The sequence below is a fragment of the Eudoraea sp. genome, from assembly GCF_039969275.1.
In the GTDB taxonomy this organism is placed as follows: domain Bacteria; phylum Bacteroidota; class Bacteroidia; order Flavobacteriales; family Flavobacteriaceae; genus Eudoraea.
Map to the genome: position 1 here is coordinate 225,338 of NZ_JBDVOC010000007.1, position 21,831 is coordinate 247,168.

Sequence of the window (21,831 nt, forward strand, 5' to 3'; positions counted from 1 at the left end):
AGGATAAAAGACTTAATCCTATAATGAACGGATATCAAATGAAAACAATATCCAAAAAAATATTGTTTGCCCTCCTCTTCTAATAAACGTACAAAATCTCTTTAGTTACCAAAATTATATCGAATGGTAAACCCGGTATTGATGGTTGTTTGAGGAAATGCTGTAGAAACAGCGAACTGGGAGAATGAATAATCAAAAAAGAATAAAGCGTTAAGGTTTTTACTCAGGGCGTAGTCTGCTGTAAATTTAGTTGACAATAAATTCTGCCCAGCAGTTATCTGATTATTATCTAAGCTGAGATTTCTAATAATGGTAAGATTATCTCTTAGCGTAAAATCTGCCTTTAGGTTCAAATCGCCTTTCAAACGTTGCTTTTGCCCGCCAATGTTAGTTACAAATTTTACATCCTTAAAACGATATCCCAGTCCCACTGTATAATCCTGACCTATAATCTCTGTAAGCAAATTATTGTCGAAGCTAAAAGAATAAGCTCTGTCTGTACCTACTTCTGCCAGGACGCTTAGCGAACTTTGCATTTCAAAATCTACTCGTATTAAAGGATTAAACTGATCTGTAAGAACAACATTATTAATAATATTTTCCGGAAGATAATCTTGTGTTTCCGGATTAATTGGCGGAAGATTATCATTGACAAGCTGAGATCTTTCGAGGTTGGTTTGAAAAGTATTAATACTGTAAGCAGATCGGTAACCATGGCTCAATGAAAAGCGTTTAAACTTCTTCTTAAAAGATTTAATCCGCATTAACCCGGTATACTTAATATTCCAATTAGGGATAGGAATATCTCTAAAAGCATCTAAATTAACCCTATTTACATCCTGACCGGTGTAGGCGGCAAAGAAAGCGGGTAAGATCACGTCCTGACTTGTTGGGCCATATCTTAAAGGGTATCCATTCTCATCTACACCTTCATCCGGACTCGACCTGTCTGAGAATAACCTTTCTGATACAACAAGCCTATTGTCTTTGAAGGTTTCAAAATTCTTTGATTCAAATTCATCACTTTTACTAAACGATGTACCAATCATTATGGTAGATATGCTGAAGTTTCCAAAAGTGTTAGGTGTTTGCGCTAAATACTCGCCAGCGTTGATCTCAAAATTCTCCTGTAAACTACTTGAAAATTGCCTGTCTGCCAATAAATCAATGGTCAAATCCCGAACGGGTTGAGCTGTAGCTGTAATATTCAGCTGTTTGTTTGTTCGTTTTATAAATTGTTCGTTAAACTCATTATAAGGGGTAAGCCATCCATTACGTGCAGCTTCAAAACGTATATCTTTCTGACTTCCGAAGACAAAGCCCAATGATGGTCTTGTAGTTCCAATAAATCCGATAGACTGGGTATATCCGGGTAAAACTGTACCGTTGTTCTCCCTGTAGTTAACGTTAATACGTTTTACCATTGTTACTATATCAACAAAAGTATTGAATCCGGCACTACTTTTCTTTTTTGGTTTTTCCTCCCCGGCAGCCGGGTTTCCAGCTTTATCACGGCGAACAGGAGTATTACCAACCTCCCCTTTGCCGCTCCTCCTTTTAAGACCTATTTGATCATAAAGACGTTGCATGCTTAGCGCAGTGGTAATTGTATGTGTATTAGCATTTTGAATAGTATTAATAACAGCATTAGGATCTCCAAGGGCATCCTGAACCACTTCATTTAGAGCGTCGCCACCTCGCTGCCAATCAAAATTACTGGTGTAAGTATATTGCGCATTGATAAAGTCCAGTATAGGTATCTTGTTTAGCGGAATATCATAATTTAACTGAAACTGTTGGGCATGCCTGTTGGGTTCTCCGATATCAAAGAAGCCATTCCAAACATTCAGGTCTTGGTTAATATCTGAGTTAGGATCGCCTTCCTCTTCAAAATAATTTCGTACAATATTATTGTTGGAGGCCGTGATATTCAGGCGCAATGATTTGGACAAACTATAGTTTAGAGCATATTGCCAATTAAAAAGATAGTTTCTTTGCTGGAGCAATGGTAATGCAAGCTTTTCGACGCCAGCTTCCAGAACATCTCTGAACCGCTGCTGGTTGAACTGACGATTGTAATCTGACTGAACTGACAAACTGGTCGGCAACAGATTAAAATTCATGTCTTTCAACCATTTTAGGTAGCTTCCGGTAAATAAGGAATCCTTTTTTTCAAAAGGTGCTACTGATAAGGGCTTAAAATTATAATTGTAGACAAAGCCTGTCTTTACATTCTGATCTTTTAATCTCTCAACTTCAAAATCTCTATGATCTGTCTGGTTATAAGAATAATTAAAAGTAAAATTTTCAATATCATAAATATGGGGTTTTGCTTCAGGGCCCCTATTCTTGCGTACTCCAATAAAGTTGACGCTTCTTCTTTTGGTATAGTCTTCTGCCTGCTCTCTTATGTCTTCTTCTTCGGCCTGAGTATTTGCAGCATCTATTCTATCTTCAAGCTTTAAATCGTCATATACCGGATCAAACTCGGGGGTTATTAATTGCTCGGAAACTCCAAAATTAAAAGGAATTTGAACATTCCACTTTTTAGGGAGAAGTTGTCCAATAGACACATTAGTTACAACATCATAGGCCACTGCTTCCTCCCTGGAACGTTCATTTGGCCTTTGATCTACTGACCCAAATCCAGGAGTACTTTTACTTCCCGTGGCAGTTACATCAGCAAAATCAGCTAAGTTCGCATCAACCGCAGCAAGTGCAGCCCAACCTCCATTGTTATCCAAACCTGCCATACGTAATTCATTAAACCATACTTCGCCGCGAGCGGGGAGATTATCAATATTCTTTATCCCCAACATAGCACTTCTCAGCGAACCTATTGAAGGGTTTCCCCTGATTCCAATACGGATCTGCCCCAATACTCTTGGAGCAAATTCATCAACTGAAACAACTTCGCCATCAATGATTTCATAAAAATTGATGTCATTCAGGGATTGATCAGCAATACCCTGAGATTTAACTTTCGTAAGGTCACTCAGAGCTATATCCATTTCATTTATTTCGGGCCAAATTTCCTCCGGAGTTGTAGAACCAAATGGTGTAAACTTTAAAGGGACTTCTATTTGATAAAAATTCTCTGAGAAATCTGTCCCTATCCTTAGAAATGCGACCAGGGGTACATCATCATCCAGATAGTCAGAATTCACAATCTTCTCAGCATGTAAAAACATTTTTAACCTTTTGTATTGTCGGATATCAATATTTACATTTTTAAAGACACCCCTGGAGTCCCGGGGCTCTAGATTCTCTACTTTGAATGACAAGGACTGTTCATTCTGACGAATGATAGTGTTATTATTATTTAATTGTTCTCTTAATACGCCTGGAGGTAAAACATAAGGAATTGGTGTTCTGGAATTATTCTCTTCTATGTTTACCGTATTCACATCAACTATAGTCGCATCATCTTCCGGGTCATCGTTATCTGATGACAGGGTTTTTAAATAATTTCTCCAATCGATACGTACTAGATCCAGTGTCGCAAATCGCAAAACTACCTCATCTGTAAAGCCGGTAAGGTACATGCGCATAAAACTGATAGATCTAAAATCTGATACGCCACCTACGGCATCTGTAAAATTGCTTAATGGAATTTTATACTGAATCCATCTGCGGTTTAATTGAGTTCCATTGGGCAAATCGGGCGTAGTTCCTTCACTTATATCGGTTACATATTCATCGTTGATCGTGGTATTAGGTTTAATGGGAATGCGATACTCAAAATAGCTATTAATAGTATTCATAGTAAGGTCGCGGTTAACGTCTTCCACGTCGGGCAGAGTTGTAGACCCCCGATCTGTATTTGTAACTGTAACTGGTGAATTTCCCTCCGTATTATTAAAGTCAAGGTAACGTTCTAAAATGCCTCCTTCTCTGTTCAAATAGTATTGAAAATTATCGAGAGCAGGATCCTCCGCGGGTCCATTGTAACCTTGTGCAGCTTCCAGACTATCATCAAGGCCATCAAAACCAATATCCTGCAGAGAACGATTAGTTTCGCTGGCATCAAAAGCATAAACCAGAGATTGGGTAGCCGGTACTACACCCCAATCGGTGGGTGTGGTGAGATCATTGCTGTTCAGACCCGGCAAACCGTTTTCATATTGTTTTCTTCCATCATCCAGAACGTCCTCAGAGATATTACCTAAATTAATAACTAATTCACCAGGACCGGTGGCTATGCCATCCACATACGGATCCATAACCCAGAATTGAACAAACTCAACATTCGATTGCTCAAAATTTGTACTACTCAAAGAACGCATCATTCCGGCCCATTTTTGATTTGGTTGGAGGCCATTAAAAGTGGTACTTGCATTATAAGGTCCTTTTTGACTTGGATAATAGGCCATATCGAAAGTATTCTGAACTGTAGTTTGCCCCTGGGCGATATCTACCTGCGGAAATACTTCATCAATAAAAACTCTACGCGTCTCATTTGTGGATATATCATCATCATTAATACCGGAGGGGCGTTGGTTCGTATAAAAAATGGGGTCTATAGTATACCAGGCCATTTTTGCTCTTTCAAAACCTGTTTCTAAATCCTGCTCACCATCAATTCTAAACTCCTCTGGTGTACTTGCCAATGACCAGCCTAATGAAGAACGGATATCTATTAATGCCTGCGCCCCTTCAAAATCATCTAAATAAGTCGTGGTTTCTCCCTGAAAGTCGGCATTTTTAGGAGAGTTAGGGTTGAGGTATGCAGCTTCAGCCCGAACCGATACATTGGAGGCAACATCTGTATCTATATTAGGTAATTTGTTAACCAACCTGGTTAAAAAAGGAACCTCTGTTGAATAATTTGCATTGAGACCAAAGATGCTGTTATTTACCGGCTCAACACCGTAATTCGATTTTTGAGTAAGAGGCCTTTCATTGAGGTTTTGAAAATTTCCTCCTAAAATAAATCTCTCATTGAATTTATGTTCAATATTAAAACCAGTAAATCTTCTTGTTTGCTGGCCAAAAATTGCATTGTTTTCTACAGAGATATCTATAGGTGTATTTGAAGCTTGTAAACTAGGGTCTAATATCTGAACTGTTCCTGCCTGATAATTTACCGTATAATCTATTCCTTCCACCAATTGGCGGCCACCTGCCGTTACGCGTACAGATCCTCTGGGCACATTAAAGGCACCTATAGGGATACCGCTTGATCCTTCAGATTTATATCGCCCCTTTAGCTTAAATCTGTTTTTCTCAGCATCTTGCAAAGATGCTGCTTTAGTAAGGGCGTACATATTTCTGAAAACATATTTTTGTTGGTTTTCATTATATCCCTGATCATTGTCTATATCATAAGTACCTCCACCTAGTACATCAAATAAAAACTCACCAAAAGGTTCAACTTTTGTGAAAAGTATCAGGCCATTTTGAGTATTTACTGTAATACCGGGAACAAAATCGAAGAAACCATCTCCGCCTCTCTGAACATCATTAAAAGTATTTAGGCGATCCAGATTAAAAACATCCAGAAGAATTCTATCCTGCAAAGCCCCTTCAGGAGAATTTTCATCGGGCCATCCGGATCCCGGACCTTCAACCACGGGTAAAATATAATTTCTGGGGGTTGGATCTGAGTATAAGATATTTAACTTAAAATCTTCCTGACTTAATTGAAAAGCGCCAGTAGCATATATGTTTTTCATCATTAGATCCCAGATAGGGTCGCTCACATTGGTAATATTGCTTTTTAGTAGTTTCAGGACAAGCGTATTATTGCTAATTTGCGGAACTTCTACACCTGGAGTAACCGTAGTGGCATCTATTCCGCCATTGGCAAATTCACCAACCTGAAATATTTGACCATCGTAGGTATATTGAAAGGCCACAGCCAGAACTTCATCATTGCTTAAACGCTGGTTCAAAGAAATATATCCCAATTGAGAATCAAACTGGAAATCTCTTCCCGTTTCAAGTTTTCTGGCGTTTTCCAAAATAGCATAGTCAAATCCCTGATTAACCTGATATCCGGTATTTATGTCAAAACCATCATCAACTGTAGCAATATCCCTTATATTCGAATTTAGCACCCCTCCATTATCAATTAATAGAGGATCGTAGTCATTCGCATTATTTCTGGGTAATTCCTGATTGGAAGCTGAGGTATTAAAAAAACCTGCCGGTTCACCATTTGCCAGTCCAATTCTGGTATCTTCCTTAAGGGCCTCACCCAAATCCTGCAGGGCAACTATGTTTCTTACATTTAGTGTTTGCTGACCTCTGTTTGTGACCCACACCTCAAGACGTGTAATTTGAACCTGACTTTTGATAAAAGGATAATTGGTTAAAGCCCCATCGTACTGATCCCTAAAATATTGGGCTAAAAAAAAGTGTTTGTCCTCATCGTAATCCAAGGCAGATAATTCAAAATCATTCAAGGTACCGCCTCCCTGAGCTACTACTGAACTATTTTGAGATTGCTGTTCAGAGAAAACTGCAGTTATAGTAGTCCTGCCAAACTGCAATTGAGTTTTTACACCAAAAAGACTTTGTGCCCCCCTAATCAAGGAGCTGTTAAGAGGGAAGCTTACATTACCAACCTCAATTTTTCTTATGATATCATCTTCTGTGGGTGTATAATCTAATTTTATTAAATTCTGAAAATCGAAAGTAGCTTCGGTGTCATAATTAGCCGTTACCTGCAAACGCTCACCAATTTTTCCTAACAAGCTTAAACTAATACGCTGATCAAAATCAAATGAGAGATTTGTCCGGTTTCTTGGAGAAAGTGCCGGATTATCATTTTTTTGCCATATAACGCCCAGGTCCATTGCAACAGACCCCTGGGGTATTACTTCAATAGTATTTCCTCCAAATATGGTTTCAAAAAATCCGCTATTTACATAGAAATTAGGAAGCAGGTTTTTTCGCGCTTCTTCAGAGCCTGCTTTTTTTCCTGAGAAGGCATCTATTTTTTCTTTAAAATAGGACTTCATGTTTTCTTGTTGTACAAGATCTAAATACTGTTCAGGTGTAAGTATAATAGGATAGCTAATATCAAAATCTCCCACCATTTCAGAATAGATATACCTGTCGAGCTTGGGATCATAGGTGTATTTGGAAACAATGCTATTAGGATTTTCAAGTAAAATTCTGCCCAAAGCAAATCCCGTCTGAACAGAATCAATCTGTACAGAATCTGTCTCCTGTTCATTAGTTTCCTGAGCCTGAATTGTATTTATAACTCCCAGGAAAATGAAGGAAAGTAAAAAGAGCTTAAATGAATATGATTTAAGAATTGATTTTGCCCCTGTTTTCAAACTTATTTACAAATTTTTAAGCGCGTGTTTTATAATGTCCTCTACGCTTAGAGTGGGGTCCTGGGATAAAACCTTGTCAACAGCCTTTTCTGACTGCCTTCGGGCAAACCCGAGAACCTCTAAAGCAGATAACGCTTCTTCTTTATTTGTATTGTTTGAATTTGGTGAAACTTCGTCAATATCATAGATTTTTAAAACCTTGTCTTTTAGGTCCAAAATTACACGTTGAGCAGTTTTGGCGCCTATGCCCTTAACCGCCTGTATTGTAGGAACATCCCCACAGGCAATTGCATTTTTAATCTGTACGGGTGTAAGTGAAGAAAGCATGGTTCTCGCAATATTTGATCCTATTCCCGAAACGGACAACAATAACCTGAATATTTCTCTTTCAGAGTTTTCCGCAAATCCGTATAGGGTATGTGAGTCTTCCTTTATCTGTAAATGCGTGTAAAGCTGAATGCTTTCAGAATCTGAAATTTTTGAAAAAGTATGAAGAGAAATGTTTACGAAATAGCCGACGCCTGCACATTCTATTACCACGTAAGTGGGATTCTTTTCTACAAGCCTACCTTTTAAATGGGTAATCATTTATATTTTGTTTGTGTTGAAATGGTTTATTAATCCGTCTCGTTGCTCAATCCCATTTTTACTTTCCGCCTTTTCTCACGCTCCTGGGCATCAATAACTGCTACGGCAGTCATATTTACCATCTCTTCTACACTGGCTCCCAATTGCAAAACGTGAACCGCCTTTCTAAGGCCCAGCATAATTGGCCCAATTGATTCTGCAGCATGAAGCTCTTTAAGTAATTTATAAGTGATATTTGCAGATTCAAGATTAGGGAAAATTAATGTATTCACTTTTTTATTCGCCAGAGAGGAAAAGGGAAACTGGCTTTTTCGAAGTTTTTTGTTAAGTGCAAAGTCGGTTTGTATTTCTCCATCAACTATTAATTGCGGGTTTTTTGAATGTAATATCTTAACAGCTTCTCTTACTTTAACGGCGTGAGGATGGTTGGAAGAACCAAAATTAGAATAAGACAACAGGGCCAAAACAGGATCAAAACCAAAGGCGGTACCCAGATTAGCTGTCATCTGCGTTATCTCCGCCAATTCTTCAGCATTAGGATCAATATTTATAGATGTATCTGAAAGGATTAATGGACCTCTTTGGGTAATCATAATATGGGCCGTTGCAGCCCTTGAAACATTATTTGCTTTTCCTATGACTTCAAAAATTGGTTTCACTACATTGGAATATGCCCTGGAATGACCGGAAATCATACCATCTGCATCGCCTTCCATGACCATCATTGCCCCATAATAATTACGTTCCCGCATTTTAGTAGTTGCCCCATATAAAGTAACACCACTTCTTTTTCTAGCCTCAAAAAATTTAGCAGCATAACTTTTTCTTTTCGGTTTTGAATCTTCATCTTTTGGATCAATTATCAAAACATTGGCATCAAACTCTAACTCCTTTTTTAATTCCGTGATGACTTCTTTATTTCCCAATAAGATAGGGGTCGCTATCCCTTCTTCATAGGCAATTTGGGCAGTTTTCAACACATCCAGATGATTCGCTTCGGCAAAAACAATTCTTTTTGGATTACTCTTGGCTCTATTCATCAAAAGTCGCATCACCTTATTATCATCTCCGGATCTTTTAAGGAGTTCTTCCCTATACCTGTTCCAGTCTTCAATAGGTTCTTTGGCAACACCACTTTGCATGGCTGCTTTGGCTACCGCTGGTGGAATTTCCGCTATAAGTCTGGGATCAAAGGGTTTTGGGATTATATAATCCTTGCCAAAAGTTAATCTGGTTTCCCCATAAGCAATATTAACTTGTTCAGGAACCGGTTGTTTGGCCAAATCAGATAAAGCTGTGACGGCAGCCATTTTCATGGCTTCGTTAATTTTAGTTGCTCTAACATCTAGTGCCCCTCGAAATATAAATGGAAAACCTAGAACGTTATTCACCTGATTGGGATGATCAGATCTTCCGGTAGCCATAATAACATCATTTCTTGTACTACATGCCAGTTTATACTTTATCTCAGGGTCCGGATTGGCCATAGCAAAGACTATTGGATCTTTTGCCATCGAATTAAGCATTGCCGGAGTCAGAATATCAGCAATAGAGAGTCCTATAAAAACATCGGCATCCTTAGTAGCTTCGGCCAAGGTATTTATCTTTCTCTTTGTGGCAAACTCCCGTTTTTCCCGGGAGAGATTTTCTGCATCCTGGCGAATTACACCTTTGCTATCTAACATAACAATATTCTCTGCTACCGCTCCAAAGGCTTTATATAGTCTGGTACATGAAACCGCAGCGGCACCAGCTCCACTAACAACGATCTTTACCTTTTCTATTTTTTTATTAGTTATTTCCAGCGCGTTTAACAATGCTGCAGCCGAAATTATTGCTGTTCCATGCTGATCGTCATGCATCACCGGTATATCAAGCTCTTCTTTTAATCTTCTTTCAATTTCAAAAGCTTCAGGAGCTTTAATATCCTCCAGATTTATTCCCCCAAAAGTGGGTGCAATAATCTTTACGGTTTCTACAAACTTATCTACGTCTTTTGTGTCAAGTTCTATATCAATACCATCTATGTCGGCAAAAATTTTAAATAGTAAACTCTTCCCCTCCATTACTGGTTTGGAAGCCTCCGGGCCAATATCTCCGAGTCCCAGGACAGCTGTACCATTGGAAATAATAGCTACAATATTTCCTTTTGCTGTATATTTATAAACTTTTTCCTTGTCCTTTTTAATTTCCAGACAAGGCTCGGCCACACCGGGAGAATAGGCAAGAGCCAAATCGCGTTGGGTGGCGTAAGGTTTCGTAGGAACAACTTTAATTTTGCCCGGTGTAGGTTTGGCATGATAGATCAATGCCTCTCTTCTTTTTTTCTCTTCAGCCATAAAATGGATTTGTCTCACAAATTTAAGGGAAACCTCGTTAGCAAATACAGCTAAACGCAGTTAATATATATCAAAATATTACTATTCCGTATAAGAAATATCCATGGAATGGGAACACCTAAATCTTTGTTTAAGGGGATATTTTAATCATTATACTTTTCCCTTCTCTGATGCTACTTTCAATCTTGTAGCTAAAACCCCGGCGATGATAAAAAATACTCCTGCAAAAATAATGGCATTAATTGCATTATTATTCAGTCCATACTTAATGATGAATCCAAAAGAAATAGTTTGAATTAACATTGGGATCACTATCATCATATTTACAATTCCCATATAAACACCTCTTCTTTCTTCAGGGATAACTTTTGAAACCATTGCATAAGGAATTCCCATCATTGCGGCCCAACCTATTCCAAATAAAATCATTGGCACAAGCAATACATATTGATCCTTAATAAAAGGCATACTCAACATTGCTATACCAGTTAATATCAAGCTAAACACATACACCAGTTTTGAGGTGTATTTTCTCGCAATTGGAACCAGAATTAAAGCCACGAGCATGGTCACCATATTGTAGGTTCCGTTCATCAGACCTGTTTGCGCCAATGCTTGTTCTGATAACAATTGAATATTTTCAGCAAAAGACACGTCGCCTGGACTTATTTCCGCTCCGGTTTTACAAGCTTCCATTATGGTATCAAATTTTTCCGTATCATCATTACTGATACCGAAAAGACTTGTTCGAAGCATAGGTGTAATGAATTGCCAATATACAAATAAGGCATACCATTGAAATAAATATACGGCAGACAGGTTCCACATGAGTTTTGGCATATCGCCAACCGCATGTAATATTTCTATTATGGGCTCAAATAATTTTTTGACACCAGACTTTTGACTCTTTCGCTCCTGAATAATTGCCAGTTCTTCATCGCTCGGAGGTATTTCCGGTGTTTTCCAGACAGACCATAATATTGTGGTTACAGAAGCAATTGCACCTAAGAAGAAGGAATAATATACCCATTTAGGTATTGCTGTTACCATTTCTGCATCGGTGCCACATAGACTACCACTTTCAATTGGAACGCTAAACCAATCCTGGAACAGAAATAATGAAAAATTTGCCAGAGTAATTCCTGCTCCAACAAATAGGCTTTGCATTTGAAAACCATAAGTGAGTTGATTGTCAGGAAGCTTATCTCCAATAAAGGCTCTATACGGTTCCATCGCAGTATTATTGGCCGCATCCAAAATCCATAATAAACCAACTGCAAACCATAGACTAGGACTAAAAGGAAATGCAAACAGGCATAAACTTGCCGCTATAGCTCCAATTAGAAAAAAAGGTTTTCTTCTTCCCCAACGCGGGGACCATGTCTTATCTGAAATTGCACCAATCAATGGCTGAATCAACAGACCTGTTACCGGTCCGGCAAGATTTAACAAAGGAAGTTCTTCGTGATGCGCTCCAAGGAATGAAAATATTGGATTTATGGCGGTTTGCTGAAGTCCAAAACTGAATTGAATACCAAAAAACCCGACATTCATATTCCAGATTTGCCAAAAACTTAATTCAGGTTTTCTAATTTTAATCATAAACTTGAAGTAGTAAAATTAGTTTTAAACTCTGTTGCATAGGTATTTGCACATCTTTAAATAACTGACAATAATGTTTGTTTTACCAAATAAGTCTTCAATATAGCATTTTATAAGAGGTCTTAATAAAATCTTAAATAAAAAACAGGCAATTTAACAACGAAAACGATGTAGTTCTCTGGTACTTTATTTTAGAAATTCAATGTTTCGCTGCAAACCTGAAAATTTGGTACGCTTTACCGCTGATTTTTGAAATACTTTTTTAAAAACGTCTTCAGTGATTTCTTCCCAGTCTTTTTTGGTCATAGAGAACAATTCCGGGTGCGGATTAAAAAGGGGTTCCCGGTGCGCTTTGGAAAACCTGTTCCACGGACATACATCCTGGCAGATGTCACAACCAAAGATCCAATCGTCAAACTTATCTTTTACCGAATTAGGGATCTCATTCTTAAGTTCAATAGTGAAATAGGAAATACATTTGCCGCCGTCTACTACATAAGGCTCAACAATGGCTTCTGTTGGGCAGGCATCTATGCAGGCAGTACAGCTGCCGCAATGATCAGTGACCGGGGAATCATATTCCAGTTCAAGATCCACTATTAACTCGGCAATAAAGTAAAAAGAACCTATTTGTTGGGTGAGAAGATTAGAATGTTTCCCCATCCAGCCCAGACCGCTTTTGGCTGCCCATGCCTTGTCCAGTACCGGGGCCGAATCTACAAAGGCACGACCGTTCACTTCTCCTATTTCTTCTGAAATAAATTCCTGAAGTTGTCTTAATTTGGATTTGATGACATGGTGGTAATCCTGGCCGTATGCGTATTTGGATATTTTATAGGTGTTTTTGTTTTGAGTTTCCTGCGGATAATAATTTAACAAGAGTGATATTACCGATTTGGCACCATCAACCAACAGGCGAGGATCCAGACGTTTGTCGAAATGGTTCTCCATATACTGCATCTCGCCATGCATTTTATTTTTTAGCCAATTTTCTAATCTCGGCGCCTCTTCCTCCAAGAAATCTGCTTTGGAAAACCCACAAGACAAAAAACCGAGGCGTTTAGCTTCGGTTTTTATTAATTGACTGTTACCCGGGTTTTTCATGGCCCCAAGATAAGACATCTTTAAAATACCATTAGAATAAATAATTTTAATGGTCTTTCTGGTGTTATTGTGGTGCTGGTGGAAAAACAGCAGCTGCTATATCCCCACACTCTCCAATTGTATTAGGATATACTGTGAAGGGAGCATACTGGAATGGATTATCACAACCGCCTCTATACGAACTGATTTGGTCATTGATCAAACCTGGTACGGCGGGACCATGAGTTCTTAAAACTACATGAACTTCTGCATCAAAGGTATTCCCAACTCGCAAACCTCCGATGATTGGAAGTCCAAAAGCCTCATTCATTGATTCGGGAGTGTCATCTCCTGCATTCAAATGTGCTGAAAAATTGCCCTTCCCATTATTACCAACAACATGTCCGCCAGCATACATTACTTCGACATCCACGTTTGGAGTTCCAAAATCCGCTTCGCCACACAAATTTCCTTCTGTACATTCCAGAGGATTGTTCCAGATTACCCACCATATTGTATAAGCCCCGGGATACAAGCCTTCAGCTTTAAAATTTACGGTTATGCCATTTTTATTTCTATGCAAAGTTGCAGTACCTGTAATATCAGCAAGACCTCCGATTGGTGCTGTTTGTTTACTAGATGCCTTTGCGGAAACAGCATCCAAATCTGCAGGAAGTGGATCTTGCGTCGATTCCTGACTACAGGAAAATGTGAATAAAAGTACAAGCGTAAATAAAAATTTAATAATTGTTTTCATAATAATGATATTAAGATTGTTGAAAAATCAGGGGGAGGTCATGAAACATTAATAGTCTCAGGTATATGTTCCTTCTTTATTAAGGATCATAGGCTCACAGCCGTAGTTAAACAAGTTCAAATAAACCTGGAATGTTTTAATGCATTTACGGACTAAATTCAATTTTACTATAGGAATACATTGTGTTTCGATCCCAATACCAATATTGCTCAGAAATAAATTGCTACCAGACCCAGGCATCATACTTAAGATAATCTCAAGGTCAATTATTGATTAAGTCAACTTTTGCTGTTACATAAACAACCCGTGAATCATGGTTTAAATATGCTGTTATAATGAATATAATACCAATTACAAGCAAGGCGACCGTTTTTGTTTTTATACCTTAAATAGAAGAGGATTAATTCACTATTAAAGGTGATCTAATTCTGGGTTGATCGCATAATCAGTATGTTGTAATTACTTTAATATTTCTTGGGTATTCATACAACATAAATGTAATCCTATAACTTATGTTGCAGGGAGGCATATTACTTGCTTTAAATTGGGATTATAAAATATTTGATGTCAGGTTTGAGAAAACCTATTTTTCGGCGGAGGAATACTTTAAATTGGAAAATCCAATTTTATCATATAGATCTTTATATCGTGGATCATTATGAAGTGGGATTAATAAGGATTCCTCCCGGAACCAGGTAAGTTCCACTTCATGCCGGTCATAGGATCTTTGAAGCCACATAAATGTCTTTTCATAGTCCTGGAGCGTGCAGTAGTATAGTGCAATGAACCATGCCGGGCTGCCAGAAGATCCTTTTGCATATTCATTTTCCAGTTCTTGCAAATGCTTTGATGCTTTATCTTTATTTCCATCCATATAAGAATAAACTCCATCTAACCACATAAGAATAGGCGGATAATCGGGATAATTGTTCTTCAATATTTCAAGTTGGTCTTTTGATTTGCCATATTCTCCTAAATAGTACAGTAATTTAGCTGATTCACGCAGATACCACCAATTATCGTTAAAAAGCATATTGGTAGCGTTCATTAGGTCAATAGCCTCCTTTCTATTTCCTAATAGCATTAAAGCCTCAGCTTTAAATGTATAAAATATCCCAATCGATGGGTCAATAGCAATGCATTTTTCCATTGCCATAATCGCATCTTTAGATCTTCCGGTCTTTATTGCATAATCAGCTACAATTGCAGGCGTTCTATCAAAAATAAAATTTGATAGACGACGTTGATAATAGGGTTCAACTCGTTCAAAATCCCAATCATAATAAAAATAGCCCGTATACAACATATCCTCTAACCCACTATAATTACTGTCTATTTTCTGAGCCCTTTCCAGCGCATTTTTACCATTGGCCCAAGCTTCCTGTTCGGGATATAACCCCCAGACCAATCCACCTGTCATCCATACATCTGCTAATCCAATATAGGACTCAATATAATCACTATCCAATAATATTGCTTTTTCAAACAATGGAATGGCACTTGCCAATGAACTTTTGTTCTCTTTGTGCTTTTGAGATTTTGCTAAAAGATAACTTCTATAGGCTTCTTCATTGTTCGTTGGAATTTTTTGTATAGCCTCAAATTCACTATCCGAAATCTGAACGTCCATATTTCTTGCAACATTTTCCGCTACTTCCGCCTGGATTTTAAAAATATCATTGCTATTCCAATCTCCTGTATATTCATCGGCCCAAAAATGATTATCCGCCGGGCCATCAATTAATTGAAGACTCACTTTTATATTATTACCGGATTTTTGGAAACTACCTTCCAAAATATGGGTAACACCCAATTCGCTGGCAATTTCCGGAATATTTTTGTTGGTATCCTTATATAGCAATATGGATGTTCTGGAGCTAACTTTAGTGAAGGATTTGATTTTAGTAAGTCTTGAGATAACCTCATCGGTCATGCCTTCACAAAATGGATCCATATCAGGATCACCACTATAATTTTTAAATGGAAGAACTGCAATTGATTTATCTATATTTGAGCTTGTAGAATCCCTTGTCGTATTTGCTATATCAATGCGCAAATAAATGATATATGTGAGTAAAAAGAGTAGTATAGCCACCAACAAAGGAACTAAGACAAATCTTTTCTTGAAGGGCTTGCCCACAACTTTGTCAAAATCTTTAATAACAGGAGGTTTAATACCCTCCACCAATATTTCATTGATTGAAGTTTCCGGATCCGCGTCCTTGTTCCTATACTTTACTTTTCCTGGTGGATAACCGTAATAGATGCGGAAACATGTATTGAAGTAAGTAGGGCTACTAAAACCTACTCGATAAGCTATCTCTGATACGGTTGCTACATTATCAGTCAACATTTCCTTGGCCTTCCTAAGTCTGTACTGACGAATAAATCTACTTGCAGATTTGCCTGTAATCGCTTTAAGTTTTCGGTGCAGTTGTGAGCGGCTTAGACCAACTTTTTCAGCTAATTGTTGCACTCCGAAATGTTCATTCTCAAGATTTACTTCCAATAAGTCGGTGAGTTTTTTAATAAACGCCTGATCTATTGAAAGTTCACTAGCCATCTGGAATTTCTTTAAGGAGGGAGCACTTAGTTTTTTTATTTAGCTTTTGGTTCGACAACTCCTATAAGATAGCGAATTTTAAGAAGTAAATGTAATTTTGTAAGGTATTCTTAAATCAGCAAGATGAGGTAAATTATCGTTGTTCAAATAAGAGAGGGACTGTTACAGGTTTCAATGAGATGAGGGGATTGACTTCAACTGTTCTAAGGTCCGTGCTAATTTGAAATTTCTTAACGATTTGCGCTACGGTGAGAATCATTTCGTACATCGCAAAATTATTCCCCACGCACATTCTTGGCCCCGCTCCAAATGGGTAATAATAATTAGAATAGTCCTTTTTTAAAGCAATATCGAATCGGTCCGGGTTAAATTCTTCGGGAGAATCCCAAAAAGCCGATGACCTGTGTAATTCATATATAGACATTAAAACCAAAGTGTTTTTGGGAAATTTTCGTCCCTTAACAACATCATCAGCGATGGCAGTCCTATCAATAACATATGCAGGAGGATAGAGTCTTAAAGCTTCCTCAATACACTGTTTTGTATAAGCTAATTGAGACAGGCACTGCATCAGGTCATCAACTTCCATGTTTATATTTTCAACCTCCCGTAAAACTTTATTTTGGATATCCGGGTGTTTTGCCAGGAGAAAAAGAGTAAAACCAAGTGCGTTGGCAGTGGTCTCATGACCCGCGGTAAATAGAATGAGGACTTCATCTATTAATTGCCGCCTGGGCATATGCGTACCGTCTTCGTAGGTTGCATTTAATAGCATATCCAATAGATCATCCTTGTTTTCCCTGGAAGCCAGGCGCTCTTCAATAATCTGATTTAGGATATCCCTTCCCTGTTCAGAAAGATCAAGATGTTTTTTAATTTCTCCGCTTATTTTAAACCACCATTTAAGGTAAGGTTGCCTCATTTCTTTAATTAACATCTTCTGGTTACGCTCCGTAAAATCCTGAAGTTGTTTCATGTTTCTTTGAATGTCTGAGCGGCTAAAAAGAGCTTGTGCAACCACCTGGAATGCCAAATCGCCCATTAGAGGGAAAACATCCTGAGTAGTACCAGGTTCAATTCTTTTTAATTCAGAATCAATGGCCTGCTTCATGATGCCCAATAAACCCTGAAGCTTTTTTTTGTGAAATGCAGGTTGTACCATGCGGCGGTGTACACGCCAGTGTTCTCCATTAGAAGTAAGAATTCCGTGCCCAATATATTTTGCCAGATCGACCGTTTGAAGTTCAGATTTCTGATACTTCCTGTGTTGCTTTTGAAGTATATGTTTAATTATGGTGGCATTACGAGTAAAAACTACAGCTTTCCGAAAACCTACTCTAACCCTGAAGATATCGCCATATTTCTCAAAATTCGCCCGATGGAAAGGCAAGGGGTTTTTAAGAATTGTCTTTCTGTTTTTAAAAACCTGGAATTGAGAGATGGTCGGGAGGTCTTTCATTTTTGTTCCAAAAACCATTCAATATGGGTGCAATTCTCACATACATAGCAATGGGCATTTTTATTTGCCCAATCGATATCTAATAAAGAGGCCATTTTGGTATTCAATTGCGCTTTTCGATAATAAAATCTATCATGTGCACATATTGTACATTTCAGTTTCCTTCCTTTAACATTAATTTGCTCTGGGGGTACTTCTTTTTTTCCAAATAGTGACATGTTTCAGGATTTTGTATTCAACTTATAAATTTCTACAGACCAAAAATGCCAGTAAAACGCCTTCTACATTTAAAAGTCGCGCTAAAATAAACCTGGTTGTGCACCTCCTTTTATTCGACCCAAATGGGTATAGGCCAGTTCTGTTACTTCTCTCCCCCTTGGAGTACGCATAATAAATCCCTGCTGGATTAAGAAAGGTTCGTAGACCTCTTCTATTGTTTCTGCACTTTCTGAAACTGCAGTAGCCAAGGTAGTAATGCCCACCGGGCCACCTTTAAATTTATCGATAATCGTAGTCAGGATTTTGTTATCCATTTCATCCAATCCGTGGGTATCTACATTCAGGGCTTTTAATCCATACCTGGATATGTCCATATCAATATTTCCATCTCCTTTTATCTGAGCAAAATCCCTTACCCTCCTTAGCAGGGCGTTACTTATTCTTGGTGTTCCCCTGCTTCTTCCCGCAATTTCGATTGCCGCATCATCCATAATAGGAACTTTTAGAATATCTGCACTCCGCAATACAATAGTAGATAGTAATTCAGTTCTGTAATACTCAAGTCTGCTTGTTATTCCAAATCTGGCACGCATAGGCGCGGTTAATAAACCTGAGCGCGTGGTAGCACCTATTAGTGTAAATGGATGCAAATTTATTTGGACCGACCTGGCATTTGGGCCGGTCTCAATCATGATATCAATTTTATAATCCTCCATTGCAGAATACAAATATTCTTCAACTATTGGACTTAGTCTGTGAATTTCATCAATAAACAAAACATCGCGTTCATCCAGATTGGTTAGTAGTCCTGCAAGATCCCCGGGTTTATCCAAAACTGGTCCTGAAGTAATTTTGATTCCAACTCCCAATTCATTGGCAAGGATATGTGCCAGGGTAGTTTTTCCTAACCCGGGAGGGCCATGAAATAAAGTATGATCCAGGGCTTCATTTCGCTGGTTGGCTGCCTGTACAAAAACCTTAAGGTTCTCTAAAACCTGTTCCTGACCTGTAAAATCATCAAAAGTAATGGGCCTTAATGCCCGTTCAATATCCAATTCCTCTTGTGAAAATGTGGAGCCGGTAGGATCAAGATTATCGTTCATATTATCAAAGATACTAAAAAACAAAAGGGGTAAATATCACAAAATGTTCCTACTTCTTTATAATTTGACAATTCAGTGAAACCACATGATATTTATCAGCTTTTTTACAAAAATTTATTGTCTTCTTTGCATAGAATTTATGAATTTTTACTAAATTATCAATGCTTAGGAAAGTACAATATTCAAAAATAAAAAAACGATGAAAACAACATTTAATCTTCAAAAATACGGGATAGAAACGGAGCAGGTGTACAGGAACAGTAGTGTTCCTGTCCTCTATGAATTAGGATTGCGATTAGAAAAGGGAACGGCTATTTCAGACGTAGGTGCACTAATGACCTACTCTGCCGAAAAAACAGGTCGTAGTCCAAAGGATAAAAGAATCGTGAGACACCCTGATTCTGAAAATAATATTGACTGGGGTGATATCAATATTGGTTTGGATGAACATACCTTTATGGTAAACCATGAACGCGCTTTAGATTTCTTGAATATTTGCGATCATCTATTTGTAGTTGATGCGTATGCCGGTTGGGATCCAAAATACAGAATTAAAGTTAGGATTATATGCACAAGAGCTTATCATGCTCTGTTTATGCAGAATATGTTAATCATGCCAACAGCTGAAGAACTGGAAAATTTTGGAGAACCCGATTATGTTGTCCTTAATGCGGGTGGATTCCCTGCTAACAGGTACACTTCTGAAATGACTTCTAAAACTAGTGTGGACCTTAATTTGGAACGCAAGGAAATTGTAATTCTTGGAACACAGTATGCCGGAGAAATGAAAAAAGGTATTTTCTCTGTTATGAATTATTTAATGCCTTTGGAAAATGTATTACCAATGCACTGTTCTGCCAATGTAGGCGAGAAGGATGATGTTACTATATTGTTTGGTTTATCAGGAACAGGTAAGACCACTTTAAGTGCTGATCCTAAACGTAAATTAATTGGAGACGACGAGCACTGCTGGACAGACCATGGTACTTTTAATATTGAAGGAGGATGTTATGCTAAAGCTATAAATCTTTCAGCAGAAAAAGAACCGGATATATTTAACGCCATTAAATTTGGTACCGTTCTGGAAAATGTTGTTTACGATAAGTTTAGCAGGAAAGTTGACTATACGGATACTACTATAACACAAAATACGAGAGCCTCCTATCCAATTCACTATATAGACAATGTGCAAATACCTTGTGTTGCTGGCCATCCGGAAAATATTATTTTCCTTACCTGTGATGCTTTCGGTGTCTTGCCTCCAGTGAGCAAATTAACTCCTGAACAGGCCAGTTACCACTTTATTTCTGGATATACGGCTAAGGTAGCCGGTACGGAAATGGGTGTAACAGAACCACAGGCAACATTCAGTGCTTGTTTTGGAGCAGCATTTATGATGTGGCACCCAAATAAATATGCTGAATTACTGGCAGAAAAAATAAAAGATCATAAAGCAACAGCCTGGTTGGTTAATACCGGATGGACTGGTGGAGCACATGGTGTAGGTTCAAGAATGAGCCTGAAGTATACCCGTGCAATGATTGATGCAATTCACCATCATGATTTTGACAATGTTGAATTTGTGAAAGATGAGGAATTTGGTTTTCAAATTCCACTTAGCTGTCCAAATGTACCTTCTGAAATTCTCATACCAAAGAATACCTGGGAAGATAAGGAGCAATATCAGGAAGTTAAGAAGAAACTTGTAGGGCTTTTTAATGAAAATTTTAAAAAGTTTGCAGCAAACGTAAACGCCAAGATTGTGGAGGCAGGGCCAAGCGTAGACCATGCCTTGCAGTCCTGACAAGTTTGAGTTTAGTTAAAAACCCCATCGCCATAGGCGATGGGGTTTTTTTGTTTGCAGTTTACACTAAATACTAATCTTCCCTCTTATATAATTCCGAGGTATTCAGAAATTCATTTAAATTTATCTTGGGATTACCCCACAAATAGGTCTTTGCAGCACCGCTGGATGAAAGCTCTATACTTTTATAAGCGTATAATCTTGCTCTTGTAGTCTCTTCCAGACCAGCACTAATTACTCCCGCTTCCATTTTTTCAGCCTTGAGGTTACTGCTTCCATACAACTTAATATTCAAAGTATCCACAGTTCCCTCCACCACTGCTGAGGCATTATTATACATCTCAATGTTACTTTTACCCGTTATACCGTATAAATTAAGATTTACTTTATCTCTTAACATTAGATCTAAAGAATCAGATTGCAGATTAAAATCGCCAGCACTATTACCTTCCATAGTAATATTCATATTGAAGGCCTTGGCATTTAACTCAAGTCTAGAAGATCCATAAGTACTGATATTCAGTTTATCAGAATTTATCATATCTTTTGTTATAATCTTGCCTTGCTGTAATATTATGCTCTCAAGTTCATTGAAGTTTACCGTAATCTCCAGCTGCTTTTTAGTCGTAATCTTATAAAATGACCTTATTACAAGTGTACTGTCTACTACATCAAACCTCAAAATATCTATCAAATTATCATCCGCGGAAATTGAATATCCCGGAATAGTGGTCTCTTTTAAGAATATTTCAAGATCATCCCTGACTTCAATAGCATTAAAGAAGGGTAAATCTTCATTTACCTCCACTATGGATTTATTTCCTTTAATTTTAGGTTTTCTCTGGGCACTTACAGCTATTGTAGTGAATGCTAAAAAAAATATGATAATGTTCTTCACGATAGCGAATTTAATAATTATTCCCGCTAAAAATAAGTCAAGCTAATTATTTTATAAAAGCCTTATACATAATCCTCCATTACGAGTATAAAAAAGCCCATCAAAAGATGGGCCATATAAATATGAG

General features: G+C 37.9%; 12 protein-coding genes. 1 reads left to right on the top strand and 11 read right to left on the bottom strand.

Going from position 1 to position 21,831, the window contains the following annotated elements; translation table 11 throughout:
* Window positions 1-101 precede the first annotated feature (101 nt).
* The 10 genes from sprA to ruvB form a co-directional block, all read right to left on the bottom strand.
* Window positions 102-7,289 (bottom strand): cell surface protein SprA, encoded by a 7,188-nt coding sequence (gene sprA, locus ABJH90_RS05630; RefSeq protein ID WP_348137385.1) that lies wholly within the window; start codon window positions 7,287-7,289, stop codon window positions 102-104.
* A 6-nt stretch (window positions 7,290-7,295) separates the two neighbouring features.
* A complete protein-coding gene (gene ruvA, locus ABJH90_RS05635; protein WP_348137387.1) occupies window positions 7,296-7,877 on the bottom strand; it encodes a Holliday junction branch migration protein RuvA in 582 nt (193 codons plus the stop codon).
* 29 nt (window positions 7,878-7,906) lie between these two features.
* Window positions 7,907-10,216, bottom strand: a complete 2,310-nt coding sequence (locus ABJH90_RS05640) for an NADP-dependent malic enzyme (protein ID WP_348137389.1) — start codon at window positions 10,214-10,216, stop codon at window positions 7,907-7,909.
* A 150-nt stretch (window positions 10,217-10,366) separates the two neighbouring features.
* The gene (locus ABJH90_RS05645) at window positions 10,367-11,815 is read right to left on the bottom strand and encodes an MFS transporter (RefSeq protein ID WP_348137965.1); all 1,449 of its coding nucleotides are present in this window, start codon (window positions 11,813-11,815) and stop codon (window positions 10,367-10,369) included.
* Window positions 11,816-12,004: 189 nt separating this feature from the next.
* Window positions 12,005-12,940 carry a tRNA epoxyqueuosine(34) reductase QueG gene (gene queG / locus ABJH90_RS05650; protein ID WP_348137391.1) on the bottom strand — a complete coding sequence of 312 codons (936 nt, stop codon included), beginning with the start codon at window positions 12,938-12,940 and terminating at the stop codon, window positions 12,005-12,007.
* A 46-nt stretch (window positions 12,941-12,986) separates the two neighbouring features.
* On the bottom strand, window positions 12,987-13,658 hold the full coding sequence (locus ABJH90_RS05655; protein ID WP_348137393.1) for a hypothetical protein: 672 nt from the start codon (window positions 13,656-13,658) through the stop codon (window positions 12,987-12,989).
* Between the two features lie 583 nt (window positions 13,659-14,241).
* A complete protein-coding gene (locus ABJH90_RS05660; RefSeq protein WP_348137395.1) occupies window positions 14,242-16,221 on the bottom strand; it encodes a helix-turn-helix domain-containing protein in 1,980 nt (659 codons plus the stop codon).
* Between the two features lie 133 nt (window positions 16,222-16,354).
* Entirely contained in the window at window positions 16,355-17,680 is a 1,326-nt protein-coding gene (locus tag ABJH90_RS05665) for a cytochrome P450 (RefSeq protein ID WP_348137397.1), read from the bottom strand.
* Window positions 17,677-17,898, bottom strand: a complete 222-nt coding sequence (locus tag ABJH90_RS05670; protein ID WP_348137399.1) for a hypothetical protein — start codon at window positions 17,896-17,898, stop codon at window positions 17,677-17,679. The genes ABJH90_RS05665 and ABJH90_RS05670 overlap by 4 nt, the downstream gene beginning before the upstream one ends.
* An 81-nt stretch (window positions 17,899-17,979) precedes the next feature.
* Window positions 17,980-19,002, bottom strand: coding sequence for a Holliday junction branch migration DNA helicase RuvB (ruvB, locus tag ABJH90_RS05675; RefSeq protein ID WP_348137401.1), 1,023 nt, complete (start codon window positions 19,000-19,002; stop codon window positions 17,980-17,982).
* 199 nt (window positions 19,003-19,201) lie between these two features.
* Here ruvB and pckA point away from each other — a divergent pair, with 199 nt between their 5' ends.
* The gene (gene pckA, locus ABJH90_RS05680; RefSeq protein ID WP_348137403.1) at window positions 19,202-20,806 is read left to right on the top strand and encodes a phosphoenolpyruvate carboxykinase (ATP); all 1,605 of its coding nucleotides are present in this window, start codon (window positions 19,202-19,204) and stop codon (window positions 20,804-20,806) included.
* Window positions 20,807-20,879: 73 nt separating this feature from the next.
* On the opposite strand, the gene ABJH90_RS05685 is transcribed toward pckA, so the two are convergent.
* Window positions 20,880-21,704, bottom strand: coding sequence for a DUF2807 domain-containing protein (locus ABJH90_RS05685; RefSeq protein ID WP_348137406.1), 825 nt, complete (start codon window positions 21,702-21,704; stop codon window positions 20,880-20,882).
* Between the last annotated feature and the right edge of the window lie 127 nt (window positions 21,705-21,831).